The sequence below is a fragment of the Enterobacter chuandaensis genome, assembly GCF_039718975.1.
GTDB classification, from domain to species: domain Bacteria; phylum Pseudomonadota; class Gammaproteobacteria; order Enterobacterales; family Enterobacteriaceae; genus Enterobacter; species Enterobacter chuandaensis.
Genome location: NZ_CP097173.1, coordinates 1,398,975 through 1,415,865, shown reverse-complemented (window position 1 = coordinate 1,415,865; position 16,891 = coordinate 1,398,975). Strand labels below are relative to the sequence as shown.

At 55.1% G+C, this 16,891-nt stretch carries 11 protein-coding genes; 4 read left to right on the top strand and 7 right to left on the bottom strand.

Translation table 11 applies throughout. The annotated features are described in order from the left end of the window. Window positions 1-36: 36 nt before the first annotated feature. A complete protein-coding gene (gene mngB / locus MX657_RS06800; RefSeq protein ID WP_346807791.1) occupies window positions 37-2,667 on the bottom strand; it encodes a mannosylglycerate hydrolase in 2,631 nt (876 codons plus the stop codon). Between the two features lie 24 nt (window positions 2,668-2,691). Further along, the gene (gene mngA, locus MX657_RS06795) at window positions 2,692-4,608 is read right to left on the bottom strand and encodes a PTS 2-O-a-mannosyl-D-glycerate transporter subunit IIABC (protein ID WP_346808533.1); all 1,917 of its coding nucleotides are present in this window, start codon (window positions 4,606-4,608) and stop codon (window positions 2,692-2,694) included. A gap of 181 nt (window positions 4,609-4,789) precedes the next feature. Here mngA and MX657_RS06790 point away from each other — a divergent pair, with 181 nt between their 5' ends. The 4 genes from MX657_RS06790 (at window position 4,790) to MX657_RS06775 (ending at window position 9,564) form a co-directional block, all read left to right on the top strand. Continuing rightward, window positions 4,790-5,506 (top strand): GntR family transcriptional regulator, encoded by a 717-nt coding sequence (locus MX657_RS06790; RefSeq protein ID WP_119915078.1) that lies wholly within the window; start codon window positions 4,790-4,792, stop codon window positions 5,504-5,506. Between the two features lie 329 nt (window positions 5,507-5,835). Next, a complete protein-coding gene (locus MX657_RS06785; protein ID WP_346807789.1) occupies window positions 5,836-7,791 on the top strand; it encodes an alkyl/aryl-sulfatase in 1,956 nt (651 codons plus the stop codon). 62 nt (window positions 7,792-7,853) lie between these two features. Further along, window positions 7,854-8,777 carry a transporter gene (locus tag MX657_RS06780; protein ID WP_119915080.1) on the top strand — a complete coding sequence of 308 codons (924 nt, stop codon included), beginning with the start codon at window positions 7,854-7,856 and terminating at the stop codon, window positions 8,775-8,777. 7 nt (window positions 8,778-8,784) lie between these two features. Further along, complete coding sequence (locus tag MX657_RS06775) at window positions 8,785-9,564, top strand: hypothetical protein (RefSeq protein WP_346807787.1); 780 nt, start codon at window positions 8,785-8,787, stop codon at window positions 9,562-9,564. Window positions 9,565-9,651: 87 nt separating this feature from the next. Here MX657_RS06775 and sucD read toward each other — a convergent pair whose 3' ends face one another. The 5 genes from sucD to sdhB all read right to left on the bottom strand — a co-directional run bounded on the left by sucD (window position 9,652) and on the right by sdhB (window position 16,884). Beyond that, complete coding sequence (gene sucD / locus MX657_RS06770) at window positions 9,652-10,521, bottom strand: succinate--CoA ligase subunit alpha (protein ID WP_008501094.1); 870 nt, start codon at window positions 10,519-10,521, stop codon at window positions 9,652-9,654. Beyond that, the gene (sucC, locus tag MX657_RS06765; RefSeq protein ID WP_006809579.1) at window positions 10,521-11,687 is read right to left on the bottom strand and encodes an ADP-forming succinate--CoA ligase subunit beta; all 1,167 of its coding nucleotides are present in this window, start codon (window positions 11,685-11,687) and stop codon (window positions 10,521-10,523) included. The genes sucD and sucC overlap by 1 nt, the downstream gene beginning before the upstream one ends. A gap of 96 nt (window positions 11,688-11,783) precedes the next feature. Continuing rightward, entirely contained in the window at window positions 11,784-13,004 is a 1,221-nt protein-coding gene (gene odhB / locus MX657_RS06760; RefSeq protein WP_080327873.1) for a 2-oxoglutarate dehydrogenase complex dihydrolipoyllysine-residue succinyltransferase, read from the bottom strand. 14 nt (window positions 13,005-13,018) lie between these two features. Beyond that, on the bottom strand, window positions 13,019-15,826 hold the full coding sequence (gene sucA, locus MX657_RS06755; protein WP_061098851.1) for a 2-oxoglutarate dehydrogenase E1 component: 2,808 nt from the start codon (window positions 15,824-15,826) through the stop codon (window positions 13,019-13,021). A gap of 341 nt (window positions 15,827-16,167) precedes the next feature. Further along, window positions 16,168-16,884 carry a succinate dehydrogenase iron-sulfur subunit SdhB gene (sdhB, locus tag MX657_RS06750; protein ID WP_008501090.1) on the bottom strand — a complete coding sequence of 239 codons (717 nt, stop codon included), beginning with the start codon at window positions 16,882-16,884 and terminating at the stop codon, window positions 16,168-16,170. Window positions 16,885-16,891: the final 7 nt, after the last annotated feature.

The following is a 16,891-nucleotide window of genomic DNA, read 5'->3' as shown; positions in this document are numbered from 1 at the left end:
GCAAACTTTGCAGCCTTGTAATCATATCAGCGGTTGTCAGGCAAGTGAAATGCTAAAGGTTCGAGACTGCCCCGGGCTGAATGCCCCGACAATGCCCTCTTCTTTACGCTGCGCCAGGATCTGTTCGTTCATGTCCGTTTCACAGCACCGTTTCACCGCCGGATTCACCGAAAGCGTCGTGTCACAGTCGTTTGACGGCGAAGGGTTGAACAGGCGAAGAATGAGCTCATCACGATCTTCCGCTTTTTTGAGCGTACTGAGCACGCATCCCGTTGGCGAAAGTGCCAGCAGGCTGTAACTTTCCGGCGTGGTAAACGACGCGCGATTCAGCTTCATCGCATCCCAGGGAATTTTGTTATAGCACTGCACCGGCGTTAACCACGATTTTGCCTGCTGCGCGACGCCCGCGTTTTCCGGCGTGCCGCTAAAGCTGAAGAGGCTAAAGCGACAGCTTAACGGCCCGCGCACCTGGGAATCAGGTACTGGCATTTTGATCCCCGAAGGTCTGCCAGGGCGTAACAGCAAATCTTCTTTCCCGAGTAGCCCCACACCACGCAACAAGGTCAAGGCAAATGCTTTTTTGTCCTCACCCACCACTTCAAACTCGCGCAGCCCCTCGGTGAACAGCGCCAGCCCGTTTCGTTTTTCCTGCAGGACGGCATAGTTGAGCAAATTCCAGACGGGAACCGGCGCTTCTTTCCACCCCTCTTCCTCCCAGTTTTCCATCGCCGCATCCTGCACCGGGCGAGCGAGGGTGCCAAACTGGGTATCCGCTAACACGTCCTCAGTCATAAACGGCGTTGGGATCAGCACGCGCACGCGGTGGTCGTCAGCCTGGTTATCCAGACGCACGGCCACATCAATACGCCTGCTGTTATGGCTAAGCGTGACGTCAAACTCCACGTTGAGAGAGCCGTTTCGCTGGCGCGCCGCACGTTCGGTCAGATTCGCCGGAACAGCAATCCGATGGCGGATAGTCGCCCTGCTCTGCCAGCCTTCGTGCGTGACCTCAACCTGATGTTCGCCCTGCGCTGAAGTGAGTCTCCACTCTTCCCGAGAAGGCGAATAGTCGTACTCATCACCATCATCGGAACTCTCTTCAATTTCCAGTACGCGGTCATAAATCAGCCCGGTTTCCTTGTCGCGCAGGCGCAGCGTACCGTCATCGTTTAAGTCAAGTTGCCAGAAGGCATTCTCCAGTAAGGATTCGGTGTTTTTCACCGCAGGGAGCACCTTCCCGGCCACGTTCGGCTCGATATACAGCGTACGGTAGCCCATTGACGGGAGAATCTGGCTGAGCTGAATATCAAACTCCATAAACGGTTCGTAATTGCCGTAGTGGACAATCTGCCGGTCAATCAGGCCAGGGTCGAGCTCGCGCGCGCTGCGAATGAAATAGGGGATCTCGTTGCCTTTATCATCCCGCAGACAGAACTGGCTTGCGCGCAGCCGGATTGTGGTGTTCATCACCTCTTCACGCGGCCAGGGCATCAGGTTGAACATCACCAGCTTATCGGCGTCGCTTTGCGGCATGTTGTCGACAATCTTGCGCATATAGAAACGCATCAGGTTGTCCGCCATGTCCTCAGCCAGCTCAAAGCGGGAGACAATCTCGCGATGCACTTTGTCGCTGCAGCAGCAGCCAATGCTGTCGTGAGCGTGGTTTTTGAGGATCTCTTTCCACATTTTCTCCAGCAGGCCGTGGTGGTAATCGAAGCCCAGCGTCCAGGCAAGCGTCGCCAGCGGCTCGAGAATATTGACAATTTTGTTCTCAATACGCGCATGGGCGATTTTAATGTCCATGCGCGTGGAGCCGATGGTCCGGTGCACGCGCATGTATTTTCCGTCGATAAACTCCCCTTTCAGGGTCGCCAGTTCATCGCGGCGCGCCTCAATGTGGTCAAATACCTCCTCAAAGCGGCTCATTACAAATTGACGCTGGGGATAGATTTCGCGCAGCTTATCCATCACCGTGAAAATGTTCTGCTGCAGCGGCATCTGATCGTGGCCGTTGGGCAGCAAAATCTCTTTGGTGACAGAGGCGTTTTCCAGAACGTCGAAATAGCTGTCGAGCCGTTTTCGCAGCCCCGCTTCGTCCTCCGGTAAGTACTTACCAATCGCGTAGCCCAGCGGCAGCACCTGTGCCGTCACTTCACTGCCGTCCTGGCTCTGCCAGAGAAATTCGGTTTTATCGGTCCCGTGTCGTTCAGAGCAGCCGCGCCAGAACATGGTACGGGTAATGCCAAATCCGTTATAGATATGCGGAAGCTGGCCGGACATACCAAACGAATCCGGCAGATAGCCGATCTTCATCGGCTCGCCGAACGCCATACAGTCACGGATGCCGTACATCAGGTTGCGGACAATCGACTCGCCGCTGACGATCGTGGTATCGGTCTGGGTATACCAGGGGCCGATAATCAGCTTTCCGCGCTCCACAAGCGCCTTCACCCGCGCGCGGTTTTCGGGCACCACGGCAAAATAATCTTCCAGCACCGCCGTCTGACCATCAAGGACGTAATATTTATACTCGTCATCCTGCTCCAGGCGGGTCAGGATCTCTTCCATATTATTGACCAGAAGAATACGCGACTCTTCAGTGGTGAAGTACCACTCACGGTCCCAGTGCATATGCGGCGTGATATGAACGCGAGATACAGCTTTCATCTTCGTTTCCTGTTTTGTGAGTTTTTACGGTAGAGTGTCTTCAGTGACATATTTGCCCTTTTTCACCGACTGGCGTCGCCAGAGCAGCAAAACAAAGGTGGAGATAGCGGTACCCACCAGCGCCGCGCCAAACCAGCCCGCCGCCGCAACCACACCGCTCAACCCGGCATCGTGAAGTAAAAAGAGAGAGAAAATACCGGCCCCCGGCGTCGACAACCCGATCCCCATCGCGCCAACAATCGCGCCTGTTACCATAGAGCCGAGAACAAATGAGCCAATCACGCGAAGCGGATCTTCAATCGCCATCGGGATCGCCCCTTCGGTAATACCCGCGAGGCCGAGCAGCCACGTTGATTTACCGGTTTCGATTTCAAAGGGTTTAAACAGCTTCGGCGCCAGCATCGTTGAGGCCGTCACGGTAAAGGCCGATACCATTTTGACGGAGGCAAAGATCGCATAGGGACCATAAACGCCGTTCGCCATCGCCCCCAGGCAGAACGCGTAAGAGGCTTTGTTAACCGGCCCGCCCAAATCGAATGAGCACATAAACCCGAGGATCGCCCCGAGGAGCAGCGCATTCGCGCCGGACAGACCGTTAAGCCAGGCGGTGAGCGTATTATTAAGCCAGGCCACCGGCTCGCCGATCACAAACAGCATCAGGCTGCCCGCGCCCAGCACGCCGATGACCGGATAGAGATAAAAGGTTAAAAAGCCGTTGAAGCGGCTACTCAGGCGGATGTGATTTTTCACCCAGCGCATCAGGTAGCCCGCAATGAGCCCGCCGACGATAGCGCCCAGAAAACCGGAGCCAATCATATTGGCAGCAAGACCGGCCGCAAAGCCCGGCGTCAGCGCGGGTTTATCTGCCAGCGAGTAAGCGGTATAGGCCGCCAGGACAGGCACCATCAGAATGCCGAGCATGCCGCCGCCAAGCTTGCGGTACATCCACAGCCACGAGTTTTCCTGGTCGAACAGGTGCTGCAGGCCCAGCATTTGCGCCAGCAGTACCGACACGGCCAGCACCGTCCCGCCAGCGACGATCAGCGGCACCGCAAAAGAGATACCGCTGAGGAGCGCCTGCTTGAGCTCGGTTTTAACGCTCTTTTTCGTTTCGGTATCGACATGCGCAGGACGCGCATCGGTTGAGGGCTGGAGCGCCAGCGCGCGTTCAATGAGCGCTTCAGCATGGCGCAGAGGTTCCGCGACGGGCACGGAAATGGCGGGGATCCCCTGAAAACGCTCGCTCTCTTTGATCGCCACTTCGGCGGCAAAAATGCACGCTTTAGCCTCCTGCAGCTGCTGCGCGGTGATGCGCCCCTCAATGCCGTTCGCCCCCTGCTTTTCGACCACCACGTTGACGCCCAGTTTTCGTCCCGCTTTTTCCAGATACTCCGCAGCCATATAGGTATGAGCGATCCCGGCCGGACAGGCGGTCACGCAGACGATGGTCGGGGCATCCTGCGAGAACGCACTTACTTGTGCATCCTCTTTCGTATCCAGTGCCTCAAGCAGCGCCTGAGGGGTGGACGCTGCCTGCACGCGTGCCCGTAAATCATCATCCGCCAGTCGGGTGGTCAACGCCGTCAACAGCTGCATATGCGTACTGCCTGCTTCCGCAGGAGGGATTGCCAGCAAAAAAATCAGGTCCACCGGCTCCGGACCCTCCACGCCTTCCCACAGCAGCGGCTCGCACAATGTTGCCACCGCAAAGGCCGCTTCTTTCACCGCGGAGCTTTTACCGTGCGGCACGGCCAGCCCCTCGCCCAGCGCCGTTGGCCCCAGGCTTTCGCGAGCAAAGACTTCATCAATGAAAGCCTGCGAGTCGGTAATTTTGCCAAGCGAGACCAGCCGCTCGGCCAGCGCGTGAATAGCTTCGTCACGGCTACTGAAATGTGCGTTGAGGCACAGCGCATCAGGATGCGTTAACGCCGTCAGGTTAATCATCATTCTCACCATAAGAAAAAATGTATGCGCCGAGTGTGCCAGAACAAACCATACATTTATGTGATCACTTTCACTTATGGTGCAATATTTGTATTTGATTTGTATTGTTTACAAAGTTCAATGACAGTGCATAATTAGCGAGAATAGTATTAAGAAAACAATACAAAAACGGAATAACATGACCAGTAAACCGATGTATCGACAGATTGCAGACGCGTTGCGCGAGCAAGTTCAGCGCGGCGAACTTAAAGCTGGCGATGCGTTACCCACAGAGTCTGCCCTGCAGGAAGCCTACGCAGTCAGCCGCGTCACGGTACGTCAGGCGCTTAAGTTGCTCACCGAACAGAACATCATTGAGAGCATTCAGGGCAGCGGATCGTATGTGAAAGAGGAGCGGGTCAATTACGATATTTATCAGCTCACCAGCTTTTACGAAAAACTCGCGGACCGGAACGTTGAAACCCACAGCGACGTGCAGATTTTTGAGGTTGTCAGAGCAGACGAATCGCTGGCGCAGACGCTGCTGCTGACCACGGGTGAGAAAGTGTGGCACGTCAAACGCGTACGCTTTATTAAGCAAAAACCGGTGACGCTGGAAGAGACATGGATGCCGCTCGCGCTCTTTCCTGACCTGACCTGGGAAGTGATGGAAAACTCCAAATACCATTACATCGAGCAGATCAAAAAAATGGTTATCGATCGCAGCGAGCAGGAGATCGTCCCGGTCATGCCGGATGAGGAAACGATCGCCGCGCTGGGTATTGATCCCACCAAACCGATCCTGGAAAAAATTTCGCGCGGCTTTCTCAAAGACGGCAGAGTTTTTGAATACAGCCGCAATCGTTTTAAAAGCGATGATTACCGCTTCACGTTAATTGCGCGTCGCCATCGCTAATTTTACGCCATGTATTACAGCCGGGCATAATAATTGATGGATTGAAATATTTCTGTCTGTACCTTTTTGTAAGGCCTGACAAGTTTACTATTTACGACATAAATAATATAAAGTGAGCTCGCTCACGCTTATTATTTTCATTTTAACAAACTCTGCGCTTTTACCCCTTATCAACGCTGGCTCTGCGTCATTCATTCACTCAAGATATGAATTGCCAAACTTTCGTTTTCTTTCCGCACAGTTCATACTACTCGCGGATATAATTTCTCTTTTCCGGTTTCGTTATGCCTCATTCTCGGCGTGGTCTTTTACACAAAGGGATTCAGGTTATGAAACTCAAGAAAATTGCTTTCCTCATACTCACCATGGCGGCATCTGCGCAGGCCTGCGCAACCGGCGTCGCCCCCTCCGCCTCTGCCTACACCCGTGAATATAACGCGGCGATGTATCAGAAGCTCAACTTCAACGACACGCGCGATATCGAAGATGCAAAACGGGGATTTATCGCCACCATAAATCCTTTGGTCATAAAAAACGACAATGGAAAAACCGTTGTTAACCTTGAGAACTGGTCATTTTTAAAAGGGGAAGCGCCCGATACCGTTAACCCTTCCCTCTGGCGCCATGCACAGCTGAATAATATTAACGGCCTCTTTAAAGTTACCGATCGCGTATATCAAATACGCGGCATCGACATTTCAAACATGACCATTATAGAAGGGGATAGCGGATTAATTGTCATCGACCCCCTGGTTATTCCCGAGTCAGCACGTGCCGGGCTGGAACTCTATTATCAGCATCGCCCCAAAAAACCGGTTGTCGCGGTGATTTATTCCCATAGCCATCTCGACCATTTCGGCGGCGTCAAAGGCGTAGTGTCCGAAACAGATGTTAAGAGTGGGAAAGTCAAAATATATGCGCCGGAAGGATTTATGGAAGAAGCCGCCAGCGAAAACTTCCTGGCCGGTAACGCGATGAGTCGCCGCGCGCTTTATATGTACGCGATGATGGTCAAACCGAGCGCTGTGGGTCACGTGGACGATGGGATCGGTAAAACTATTGCCACCAGCAAAAACACGCTCATCGCCCCCACCAATATCATTAGCCAGCCAGAGCAGCGCGTAAATATTGATGGGGTTGAGGTGGATTTTATCCTCGCGCCGGGCGCAGAAGCACCCTCGGAAATGATGATGTGGTTCCCGCAGTTCAAAGTGTTTGACGGCTCCGAACTCTTTAACGCCACGATGCATAATCTGTATACCCTGCGCGGTGCGAAAGCGCGCAGCGCCGTGAACTGGTGGAAGTCGCTGGATAAAGCGCTGGTGAAATATGGCGACAAGGCAGAGATCGCGCTCAGCCAGCATCTGTGGCCGGTCTGGGATAATGCGCGCGTCAAAGATTACATCGCCTCTCAGCGCGACATGTACAAATACATCAACGACCAGTCGCTGAACCTCATCAACAAAGGCTACAACATGGATGAAGTGGCTGAAAAACTTACCCTGCCGGACAGCATCGGCAAGCGCTGGTCCAATCGGGGCTACTACGGCTCGCTCAGCCATAACGCCAAAGCGATGTATATGTATTACATGGGCTGGTATGACAGCAACCCCGCCAATCTGCACCCGCTACCAGAGAAAGAGGCCGCCCCGAGATATGTTCGCCTGATGGGGGGCGCGAAGAAGATTTATCAGGAGGCAAAACAGGCGGCTGACAGCGGGAATTATCGCTGGGCGGCGCAGCTGCTTAATCATCTTATTTTCGCCAATCCCGATAACAAGCAGGCGAAAGATCTGCAGGCGGAAATCTTTACGCAACTGGGCTATCAAAGCGAAAACACCATCTGGCGCAACGAATATCTCAGCGGTGCGAAGGAGCTTCGTGATGGCGTCCCTGTCCTGCCGGTCGCCAGTACGCTGGATAGCGATTTAACCGCCAGTATCGAACCTGACATCCTGCTTGATTATATGGGCGTGACGTTAAACGGTCCTAAAGCGAACGGCAAAACCCTTCGTTTCAACTGGACGCTGCCAGAGGGTGACACCTATGGCGTGGAGCTCAATAACAGCGTGATTATCTATCGCAAAGGAGTGCCATTCACCGATGCGGCATTTAGCCTCAAAGCCAATGTGGTCGACGTGGCGAGGCTGATAAGCCATAGCGCCCCCGTGGATAAAATCCTGAGTGACGGCACGGTATCTCTGAAGGGTAACCCGCAGAAACTGGACGAATTACTCGGGCTACTGGATGTCTTCCCGCAGATGTTCAATATCGTCACCCCTTAAACTCTGACGGCTCCCGGCTTTTGCGGGCGGGAGCCGTGCGCCTAAAATAACAGGAGGGCTTTATGCGAAGCTCTGAGCGTAACCTTTTGGTCGCCATTATTGTTTTGATAGTGGGAATGCTGCTCGTCTTATTGCCGGTCTACGTGCGCGCCGATAATGCCCGCGACTGGCAAAACATGCCAAAAGATAAAAACCTGATTTTCGGTTACTACAGTAATATTCATACCAACACATCCATTGACAGCGCCCTGCCCGTGGACGGCGCGAGCGTCGATGCCGATCTCTATCTGCTGCGCTATGCCCGCTCTTTTGATATCGACGGGCGAATATCGGCGATACAAATCATTCAGCCTTACGCCAGCGTGACGGCCTCACTCGATAACGCCCGTTATTTCACCGGATCGTTAAGCCATGAAAATCTCGGCGATACGCAGGTTGTTTTTGCCCATAACCTGTTTGGAGCCCCCGCGCTAAGCGAAGAGGAGTTTCGCCGCTGGCAGCCTGAAATGTTCCTCAGCACCGCCATGTGGCTAACGTTACCGACCGGCGACTATGACAGCAGCAATACGATCAATATCGGCGCGAACCGCTGGTCATTTAAGCCCGAACTGGCGTTTGGCTTGCCCCTTGGCCCAACCTGGCTGGAGCTAAACAGCTGGGTAAGTTTTTACACCGACAATAAAGACTATCAGCAAAACAGCCGCCTTGAGCAGCGCTCGCTCTATACGCTGGAAGGCCACTGGAGCTACACCCTTTCCCCCGCGCTGTGGCTGTCGTTAGACGGAAGCTGGGCAAAAGGAGGTGAAACCCGCGTCGATGGTCAGTTACAGGACGATGAGCAGGAAAACGCGCTGCTGGGTGGATCCGTCGGCTTTATGCTGAGCCCGCACTTTGGCGGCATGGTCGCTTACACCGATACAGCCAAGCACCGGGATGCCTCACCGGACATCACAACGTGGACCTTCAGGCTCCAGTATTTCTGGTAAGGAGACGATGCCAATGCGCTGTATGACATTGTTTATCGCGCTACTGGGCGCGTTGCCAGCGCTGAGCCTGGCGGAGGAGACGGATGCAGTAGAAAAAGCCACCAATCCGTTACATCTTTCCACTTCCATCGCGCTTCAGGACTATTACACCCCGGAGCTTTACGGTAGCGATCAGCACACCAACGACACCCTGCTGCGCGCAACCGTGCCGATTGCCGCTAACGACTGGGTGCCCGTGCCGCAGATTCTGCGCATGACCGCCCCGATGTCTACCCGTCCCCAGCCCGGCAGCGGCTACAGCACCGGGTTAGGTGATATCAATCTGTTCGATATTTTTCTGCTTAAACAGGACGGCGTTAAAATCGGCGTCGGCCCGCTAATTACGGCCTCTTCCGCCTCGGAAGACGAACTGGGAAGCGGCAAATGGCAGGCAGGACTATCCGCTATCGCCATCAAATCCAGCCCCAGATGGATGGCGGGCACGCTGGTGCAGTGGCAAAAAAGTTTTGCGGGGGATGGCGAACGCGATGACGTAGAAACGGGTACGTTTCAGCCCATCGTGGTCTATAAGTTGCCAAAAGGCTGGTATTTACGCACCTCCGGCATCTGGACCTGGAATATGAAAAGTGACGATTATTACATCCCACTCGGCTTTGGCGGCGGACGCGCCTGGGCGATGGGCGATAAAGTGATGAGCGCTTTTGTAGAGCCGCAATGGACCGTGGCGCATAAAGGGGACTATTTACCGGAGTTCACCCTGTTCGCAGGTGTCAGTATCATAATGTAAAAAAAAGGCCGCTTTACAGCGGCCAACCATGTCGAAACGGACATTTTTTTATACTTCAACGCTCCCCGTTCGGGGAGCAGAGAGGACTTACTTAATGATGGATTTCAGTGCTTCGCCGATATCCGCCAGGCTGCGAACGGTTTTCACGCCTGCGGCTTCCAGCGCTGCGAATTTCTCATCAGCTGTACCCTTACCACCGGCGATAATCGCACCTGCGTGACCCATACGCTTGCCTTTCGGCGCGGTCACACCCGCGATGTAGCCGACAACAGGCTTGGTTACATGTTCTTTGATGTAAGCAGCCGCTTCTTCTTCCGCGCTACCACCGATCTCACCGATCATCACGATCGCTTCGGTCTGTGGATCTTCCTGGAACAGCTTCAGGATGTCGATGAAGTTAGAGCCCGGGATCGGGTCACCGCCGATGCCCACACAGGTAGACTGGCCGAAGCCGTAGTCGGTGGTCTGCTTAACCGCTTCATAGGTCAGCGTACCGGAACGGGACACGATGCCCACTTTACCCGGCTTGTGAATGTGGCCCGGCATGATGCCGATTTTGCATTCGCCCGGGGTGATAACGCCAGGGCAGTTCGGGCCGATCATGCGCACGCCTGCTTCATCCAGCTTCACCTTCACGGTCAGCATATCCAGCGTCGGGATACCTTCAGTGATGGTGATGATCAGTTTGATGCCTGCGTCGATCGCTTCCAGAATGGAGTCTTTGCAGAACGGTGCCGGAACGTAGATAACGGTTGCGGTTGCGCCCGTCGCTTCTACCGCTTCACGCACGGTGTTGAACACCGGCAGGCCGAGGTGCGTGGTGCCGCCTTTACCTGGCGTTACGCCGCCAACCATCTGCGTGCCGTAGGCAATCGCCTGTTCGGAGTGGAAAGTCCCCTGGCTACCGGTGAAGCCCTGGCAGATAACCTTGGTATCTTTATTAATTAAAACTGACATTATTTCCCCTCCACTGCGGCAACAACCTGCTGAGCTGCATCCGTCAGACTTTTCGCTGCAATAATATTCAGGCCGCTGTCAGCCAGTTTTTTCGCGCCGAGTTCAGCGTTGTTACCTTCCAGACGCACAACCACCGGAACGTTAACGCCCACTTCTTCTACCGCACCGATGATGCCGTCAGCAATCAGGTCGCAACGGACGATGCCGCCGAAGATGTTAACCAGTACCGCTTTAACGTTGTCGTCAGAGAGGATGATTTTGAACGCTTCGGTTACGCGCTCTTTGGTGGCGCCACCGCCCACGTCGAGGAAGTTTGCTGGCTCACCGCCGTGCAGCTTAACGATGTCCATGGTACCCATTGCCAGGCCCGCACCGTTAACCATGCAGCCGATGTTGCCATCCAGCGCGACGTAGTTCAGCTCCCACTGTGCAGCCTGTGCTTCACGCGGATCTTCCTGAGACTGGTCGCGCATTTCGCGCAGATCCGGCTGGCGGAACAGCGCGTTGCCGTCAGCACCCAGCTTGCCGTCGAGGCAGATCAGGTCGCCCTGAGTGGTGATCACCAGCGGGTTGATCTCGATCAGCGCCAGATCGCGCTCCAGGAAGATAGTCGCCAGACCCATGAAGATCTTGGTGAACTGCTGAACCAGTTTACCTTCCAGGCCCAGTTTGAACGCCAGCTCGCGACCCTGGTAAGGCATTGGGCCCGCCAGCGGATCGATAGCCACTTTGTGGATCAGGTGCGGGGTTTCTTCCGCCACTTTTTCGATTTCCACGCCGCCTTCGGTAGACGCCATGAACACCACGCGACGCGAGCTACGGTCAACAACCGCGCCCAGATACAGTTCTTTCGCGATGTCGGTCGCCGCTTCTACCAGGATCTGGTTAACCGGCTGGCCGTTCGCATCTGTCTGGTAGGTCACCAGACGCTTGCCGAGCCAATGTTCAGCAAACGCACGAATTTCTTCTTTGCTCTTAACAACCTTCACACCGCCCGCTTTACCACGGCCACCAGCGTGAACCTGACACTTAACTACCCACGGGCCGGAACCGATTTTAGATGCGGCTTCTTCTGCTTCACGCGGGGTAGTACAGGCATAACCCACCGGAGCCGGTAAGCCATACCGGGCAAACAGCTGTTTGGCCTGATATTCATGTAAGTTCATGTGTTCTATCCATCCTTCAGGGTAATCGTTATCTTCAAACCTGTAGACCGGTGCAAGGCGTATCCGGCCTACAGGGCAGGTGATGCTAAATAGTCACTAGACGTCCAGCAGCAGGCGCGTTGGATCTTCCAGCAGCTCTTTAATGGCAACCAGGAAGCCTACGGACTCGCGGCCGTCGATCAGGCGGTGATCGTAAGAGAGCGCCAGGTACATCATCGGCAGGATCTCCACTTTACCGTCTACCGCCATCGGGCGATCTTTAATGGCATGCATACCCAGGATCGCGCTCTGCGGCGGGTTAATGATCGGGGTAGACATCAGCGAACCGAATACGCCGCCGTTGGTAATGGTGAAGTTACCGCCGGTCAGGTCGTCTACGGTCAGCTTGCCGTCGCGGCCTTTCACGGCCAGCTCTTTGATTTTTTTCTCGATATCAGCCATACCCAGGGTGTCCACATCACGCAGAACCGGGGTGACCAGGCCGCGTGGGGTAGAAACCGCCATGCTGACGTCGAAATAGTTGTGGTAAACCACGTCATCGCCGTCGATGGACGCGTTCACTTCCGGGTAGCGTTTCAGCGCTTCAACCACCGCCTTCACGTAGAAGGACATAAAGCCCAGACGGATACCGTGACGTTTTTCAAACGCGTCACCGTACTGCTTGCGCAGATCCATGATTGGCTTCATGTTCACTTCGTTGAAGGTGGTCAGCATCGCGGTGGAGTTTTTCGCTTCCAGCAGACGCTCGGCCACGCGCTTACGCAGGCGAGTCATTGGCACGCGTTTTTCGCTGCGGGCACCCAGGGCAGGCTGAGCTGCTGGCGCTGCCGCAGGGGCTTTCGCTTCTGCCTGAGCAGGCGCTTTCGCCAGGTGCTTGTCGATGTCTTCACGGGTCAGACGACCGCCCACACCGGTGCCTTTGATGGCTGCCGGGTCAAGGCTGTGTTCAGCCAGCAGGCGACGGATCGCCGGGCTGAGGGCGTCGTTAGACTGTTCTTCCAAAGAAGCCTGCTGGCGCTGAGCCGGCGTAGAGGCTTTCTCTTCAGACTTGGCGCTGGACTCTTTGCCCGCGCTGTTGCCTTCACGCAGGCGACCCAGGATCTGACGAGAGGTAACGGTGGTACCTTCATCTTCCAGCACCGCGTCCAGAACGCCATCCGCCGAAGCCGGTACTTCCAGTACCACTTTGTCAGTTTCGATTTCTACCAGCACTTCATCGCGCTTAACGGCATCGCCTGGTTTTTTGTGCCAGGTAGCGACGGTCGCATCTGCTACAGATTCAGGCAGGTCGGGAACAAGAATATCTACGCTACTCATTTTGTATCCTTTAATTAATCGACGTTCAGCGCGTCATTGACCAGATCTTGTTGCTGCTTCTGGTGAACGGACATATACCCTACCGCCGGAGAGGCGGAGGCCGGGCGACCTGCATAGCGCAGGGCTGACCCAAATGGAATCACTTCACGGAAATGATGCTGGCTGCAGTACCATGCGCCCTGGTTGAGCGGCTCTTCCTGGCACCAGACAAAATCATGTACGTGAGCGTACTGTTTCAGCACTTCCTGCATCGCCTGATGCGGGAACGGATAAAGCTGTTCGATACGCACGATGGCGACATCTTTCTGATCGTTCTTGCGGCGCTGTTCCAGCAGGTCGTAATAAACCTTACCAGAACACATCACCACACGCTTCACGGCCTGCGGATCCAGCTCGTCAATTTCACCGATGGCTGGCAGGAAGGTGCCGTTCGCCAGCTCTTCCAGGCTGGAGACCGCCAGCGGATGACGCAGCAGGGATTTCGGCGACATCACCACCAGCGGACGGCGCATACCGCGCAGCGCCTGACGACGCAGCATGTGGTACACCTGAGCCGGGGTGGACGGTACGCAAACCTGCATGTTCTGCTCGGCGCAGAGCTGCAGATAACGTTCCAGACGCGCGGAGGAGTGCTCCGGTCCCTGGCCTTCATAACCGTGCGGCAGCAGCATCACCAGGCCACACATGCGGCCCCACTTCTGCTCGCCGGAGGAGATGAACTGGTCGATAACCACCTGCGCACCGTTGGCGAAGTCACCGAACTGCGCTTCCCAGATGGTCAGGGTGCGAGGTTCTGCCGTAGCGTAACCGTATTCGAAGGCCAGAACCGCTTCTTCAGACAGCACGGAGTCCCAGACCTTGAACTGGCCCTGACCGTTATGTACGTGCTGCAGCGGGGTGTAGGTTGAACCGTTAGACTGGTTGTGAACCACCGCGTGACGGTGGAAGAAGGTGCCACGGCCCGCATCTTCACCGGACAGACGAACAGGAATACCTTCGTCAACCAGCGTTGCGTAAGCCAGCGTTTCCGCGCCGCCCCAGTCGAACAGCTTCTCGCCTGCCGCCATGGACTGACGGTCAGCGTAGATTTTCGCCACGCGAGACTGCATCTCGATAGCGTCCGGCACGGTGCTGATGCGTTTAGCCAGCTCCTGCAGGCGCTTCATCTCAACCTTGTTCGGGTAGCTCTCATCCCACTCGTGGTTGAGGTACGGCGACCAGGTAAAGGAGTGCATATTCATCGGGCGCAGCTCTTTCACTACGCATTCACCTGCGTCCAGCGCGTCGCGGTAGAGGTTGACCATTTCGGTCGCATCTTCCAGCGTCGCCACTTTGTCGCTTTCCAGCTTGTCAGCATAGATTTTGCGCGGCGTTGGGTGTTTTTTGATTTTCTGGTACATCAGCGGCTGGGTTGCACTTGGCTCATCCGCTTCGTTGTGGCCGTGACGGCGGTAGCAGAAGAGGTCAATGAACACATCGCGTTTAAAGGTGTTACGGAAGTCCAGCGCCAGACGGGTAACGAACGCAACGGCTTCCGGGTCGTCCGCGTTAACGTGGAAGATCGGCGCCTGTACCATCTTACCGATGTCGGTGCAGTATGGAGTAGAACGCGCATCCAGCGGGTTAGAGGTGGTGAAGCCCACCTGGTTGTTAATTACGATGCGAACGGTACCGCCCACTTCATAACCACGCGCTTTCGACATGTTCAGGGTTTCCTGAACCACGCCCTGCCCTGTGACCGCCGCATCACCGTGGATGGTGATTGGCAGCACTTTATTGCTGCTTGGCTCGTCCAGACGATCCAGACGCGCACGCACGGAGCCGATAACCACCGGGCTGACGATTTCCAGGTGCGACGGGTTAAACGCCAGCGCCAGATGAACCAGACCGCCTTCGGTTTCGATATCCGACGAGAAGCCCATGTGGTACTTCACGTCGCCGGTGCCGAGATGTTCTTTATGTTTGCCCGCGAATTCGTCGAACAGGTCCTGCGGTTTTTTACCCAGCACGTTGACCAGCACGTTCAGACGACCACGGTGCGCCATGCCCAGTACCACTTCACGGGTACCGCTCTTGCCTGCGTGACGAATCAGCTCTTTCAGCATCGGCACCAGTGCGTCACCGCCTTCCAGCGAGAAGCGTTTTGCGCCAGGGAATTTCGCGCCCAGATAGCGCTCAAGTCCTTCCGCTGCGGTCAGTTCGTTCAGGAAGCGTTTTTTCTCGTCAGCCGAGAAGGTCGCGTGGCCCGCTACGGATTCGATGCGCTGCTGGATCCAGCGTTTCTCTTCGGTAGAGGTAATGTGCATGTATTCCGCGCCGATGGAGCCGCAGTAGGTTTGCTTGAGCGCGTCAATCAGATCGCCCAGCTTCATCGTGTCTTTGCCGATGGCAAAGGAACCTACGTTAAAGCTTTCCTGGAAATCGGCCTCGGTCAGATCGTGATATGCCGGATCGAGATCGGCCACACGTTCCTGCTGCCACAGTCCCAGCGGATCGAGATTCGCATGCTGGTGACCACGGAAGCGATAAGCGTTGATGAGCTGCAGGACTTTAACCTGCTTCGCATTGGTGTCAGGGTCGGAAATCGCAGAAGAGTAACGTGAGGCATCCTTCGCCAGACGACGGAAATAATCACGTGTTTTGGAATGGAATTGATCCGGTTTGACCCCTGTACCAGGCAACTGCTGGAACATGGAACGCCAGTTTGCGTCCACTGAGTCAGGATCGGTTAAGAAGTCTTCATAGAGCTGTTCTATCCAGCTCTGGTTCGCACCAGAGAGGTAAGAAGAGTCCAGCCAGGCTTTCATTGCGCCGTTCTGCATCGTGATCCCTTAAGCATTTTTATGCTTACTTTCGCCGTAGAAACTACCACGCACACCACGTGTACGTGCCGGGGTTCACCTGCGAGCTCTTATTGGCCCGCGAAGGAACCTTTAGAAACTGTCTAAATAATCTTCGTCGTTCCGGCTGCGACTGCGTTGCGGCTTTCACTCACCCCAGTCACATATCACTATGCTCCTGGGAATTCGTTCAACCGCGCCTTGTCTCGCGCTGAACGTCTCGATTATTTACTTAACTGGCAGTTTTTAAAGGTTTCTGCAATCTGTTCCCTCTCCCTTAGGGAGAGGGTTAGGTGAGGGGAACAGCGCTCCCCTCTCACTACTTACGCACTGCGCTGCAGCAGCATCGACTTAATATGGCCGATGGCGCGCGTCGGGTTCAGCCCCTTCGGACACACACTGACGCAGTTCATGATGCTATGGCAGCGGAATACGCTGAAAGCGTCACTCAGTCCTTCCAGACGGCTATCGGTTTCGGTGTCGCGGCTATCGATCAGGAAGCGATAGGCAGCCAGCAGACCGGCCGGGCCGATAAACTTGTCCGGATTCCACCAGAACGACGGGCAGGACGTTGAACAACATGCACAGAGAATACACTCGTACAACCCATCGAGTTTTTCACGCTGCTCAGGAGACTGTAAGTGCTCGCGAGCGGGTGGATTTTGCCCATTATTCAATAAGTAAGGCTTAATCTTCTCATATTGTGCATAGAATTGCCCCATGTCTACCACCAAATCACGCACGACCGGCAGGCCTGGCAGAGGACGGATAACAATTTTCTGACCAGGACGCTGCAGCGCTGAAATTGGCGTGATGCAGGCCAGGCCATTTTTGCCGTTCATGTTCACACCGTCAGAGCCACACACCCCTTCACGGCAGGAGCGGCGGAACGACAGTGTCGGATCTTTTTCTTTCAGCTGGATTAAGGCATCCAGCAGCATCATGTCGCGACCTTCTTCCGCTTCCAGGGTGTAATCCTGCATGCGCGGAGCGTCGTCTACATCCGGGTTATAACGATAAACTGAGAATTCGAGTTTCATTATCCTG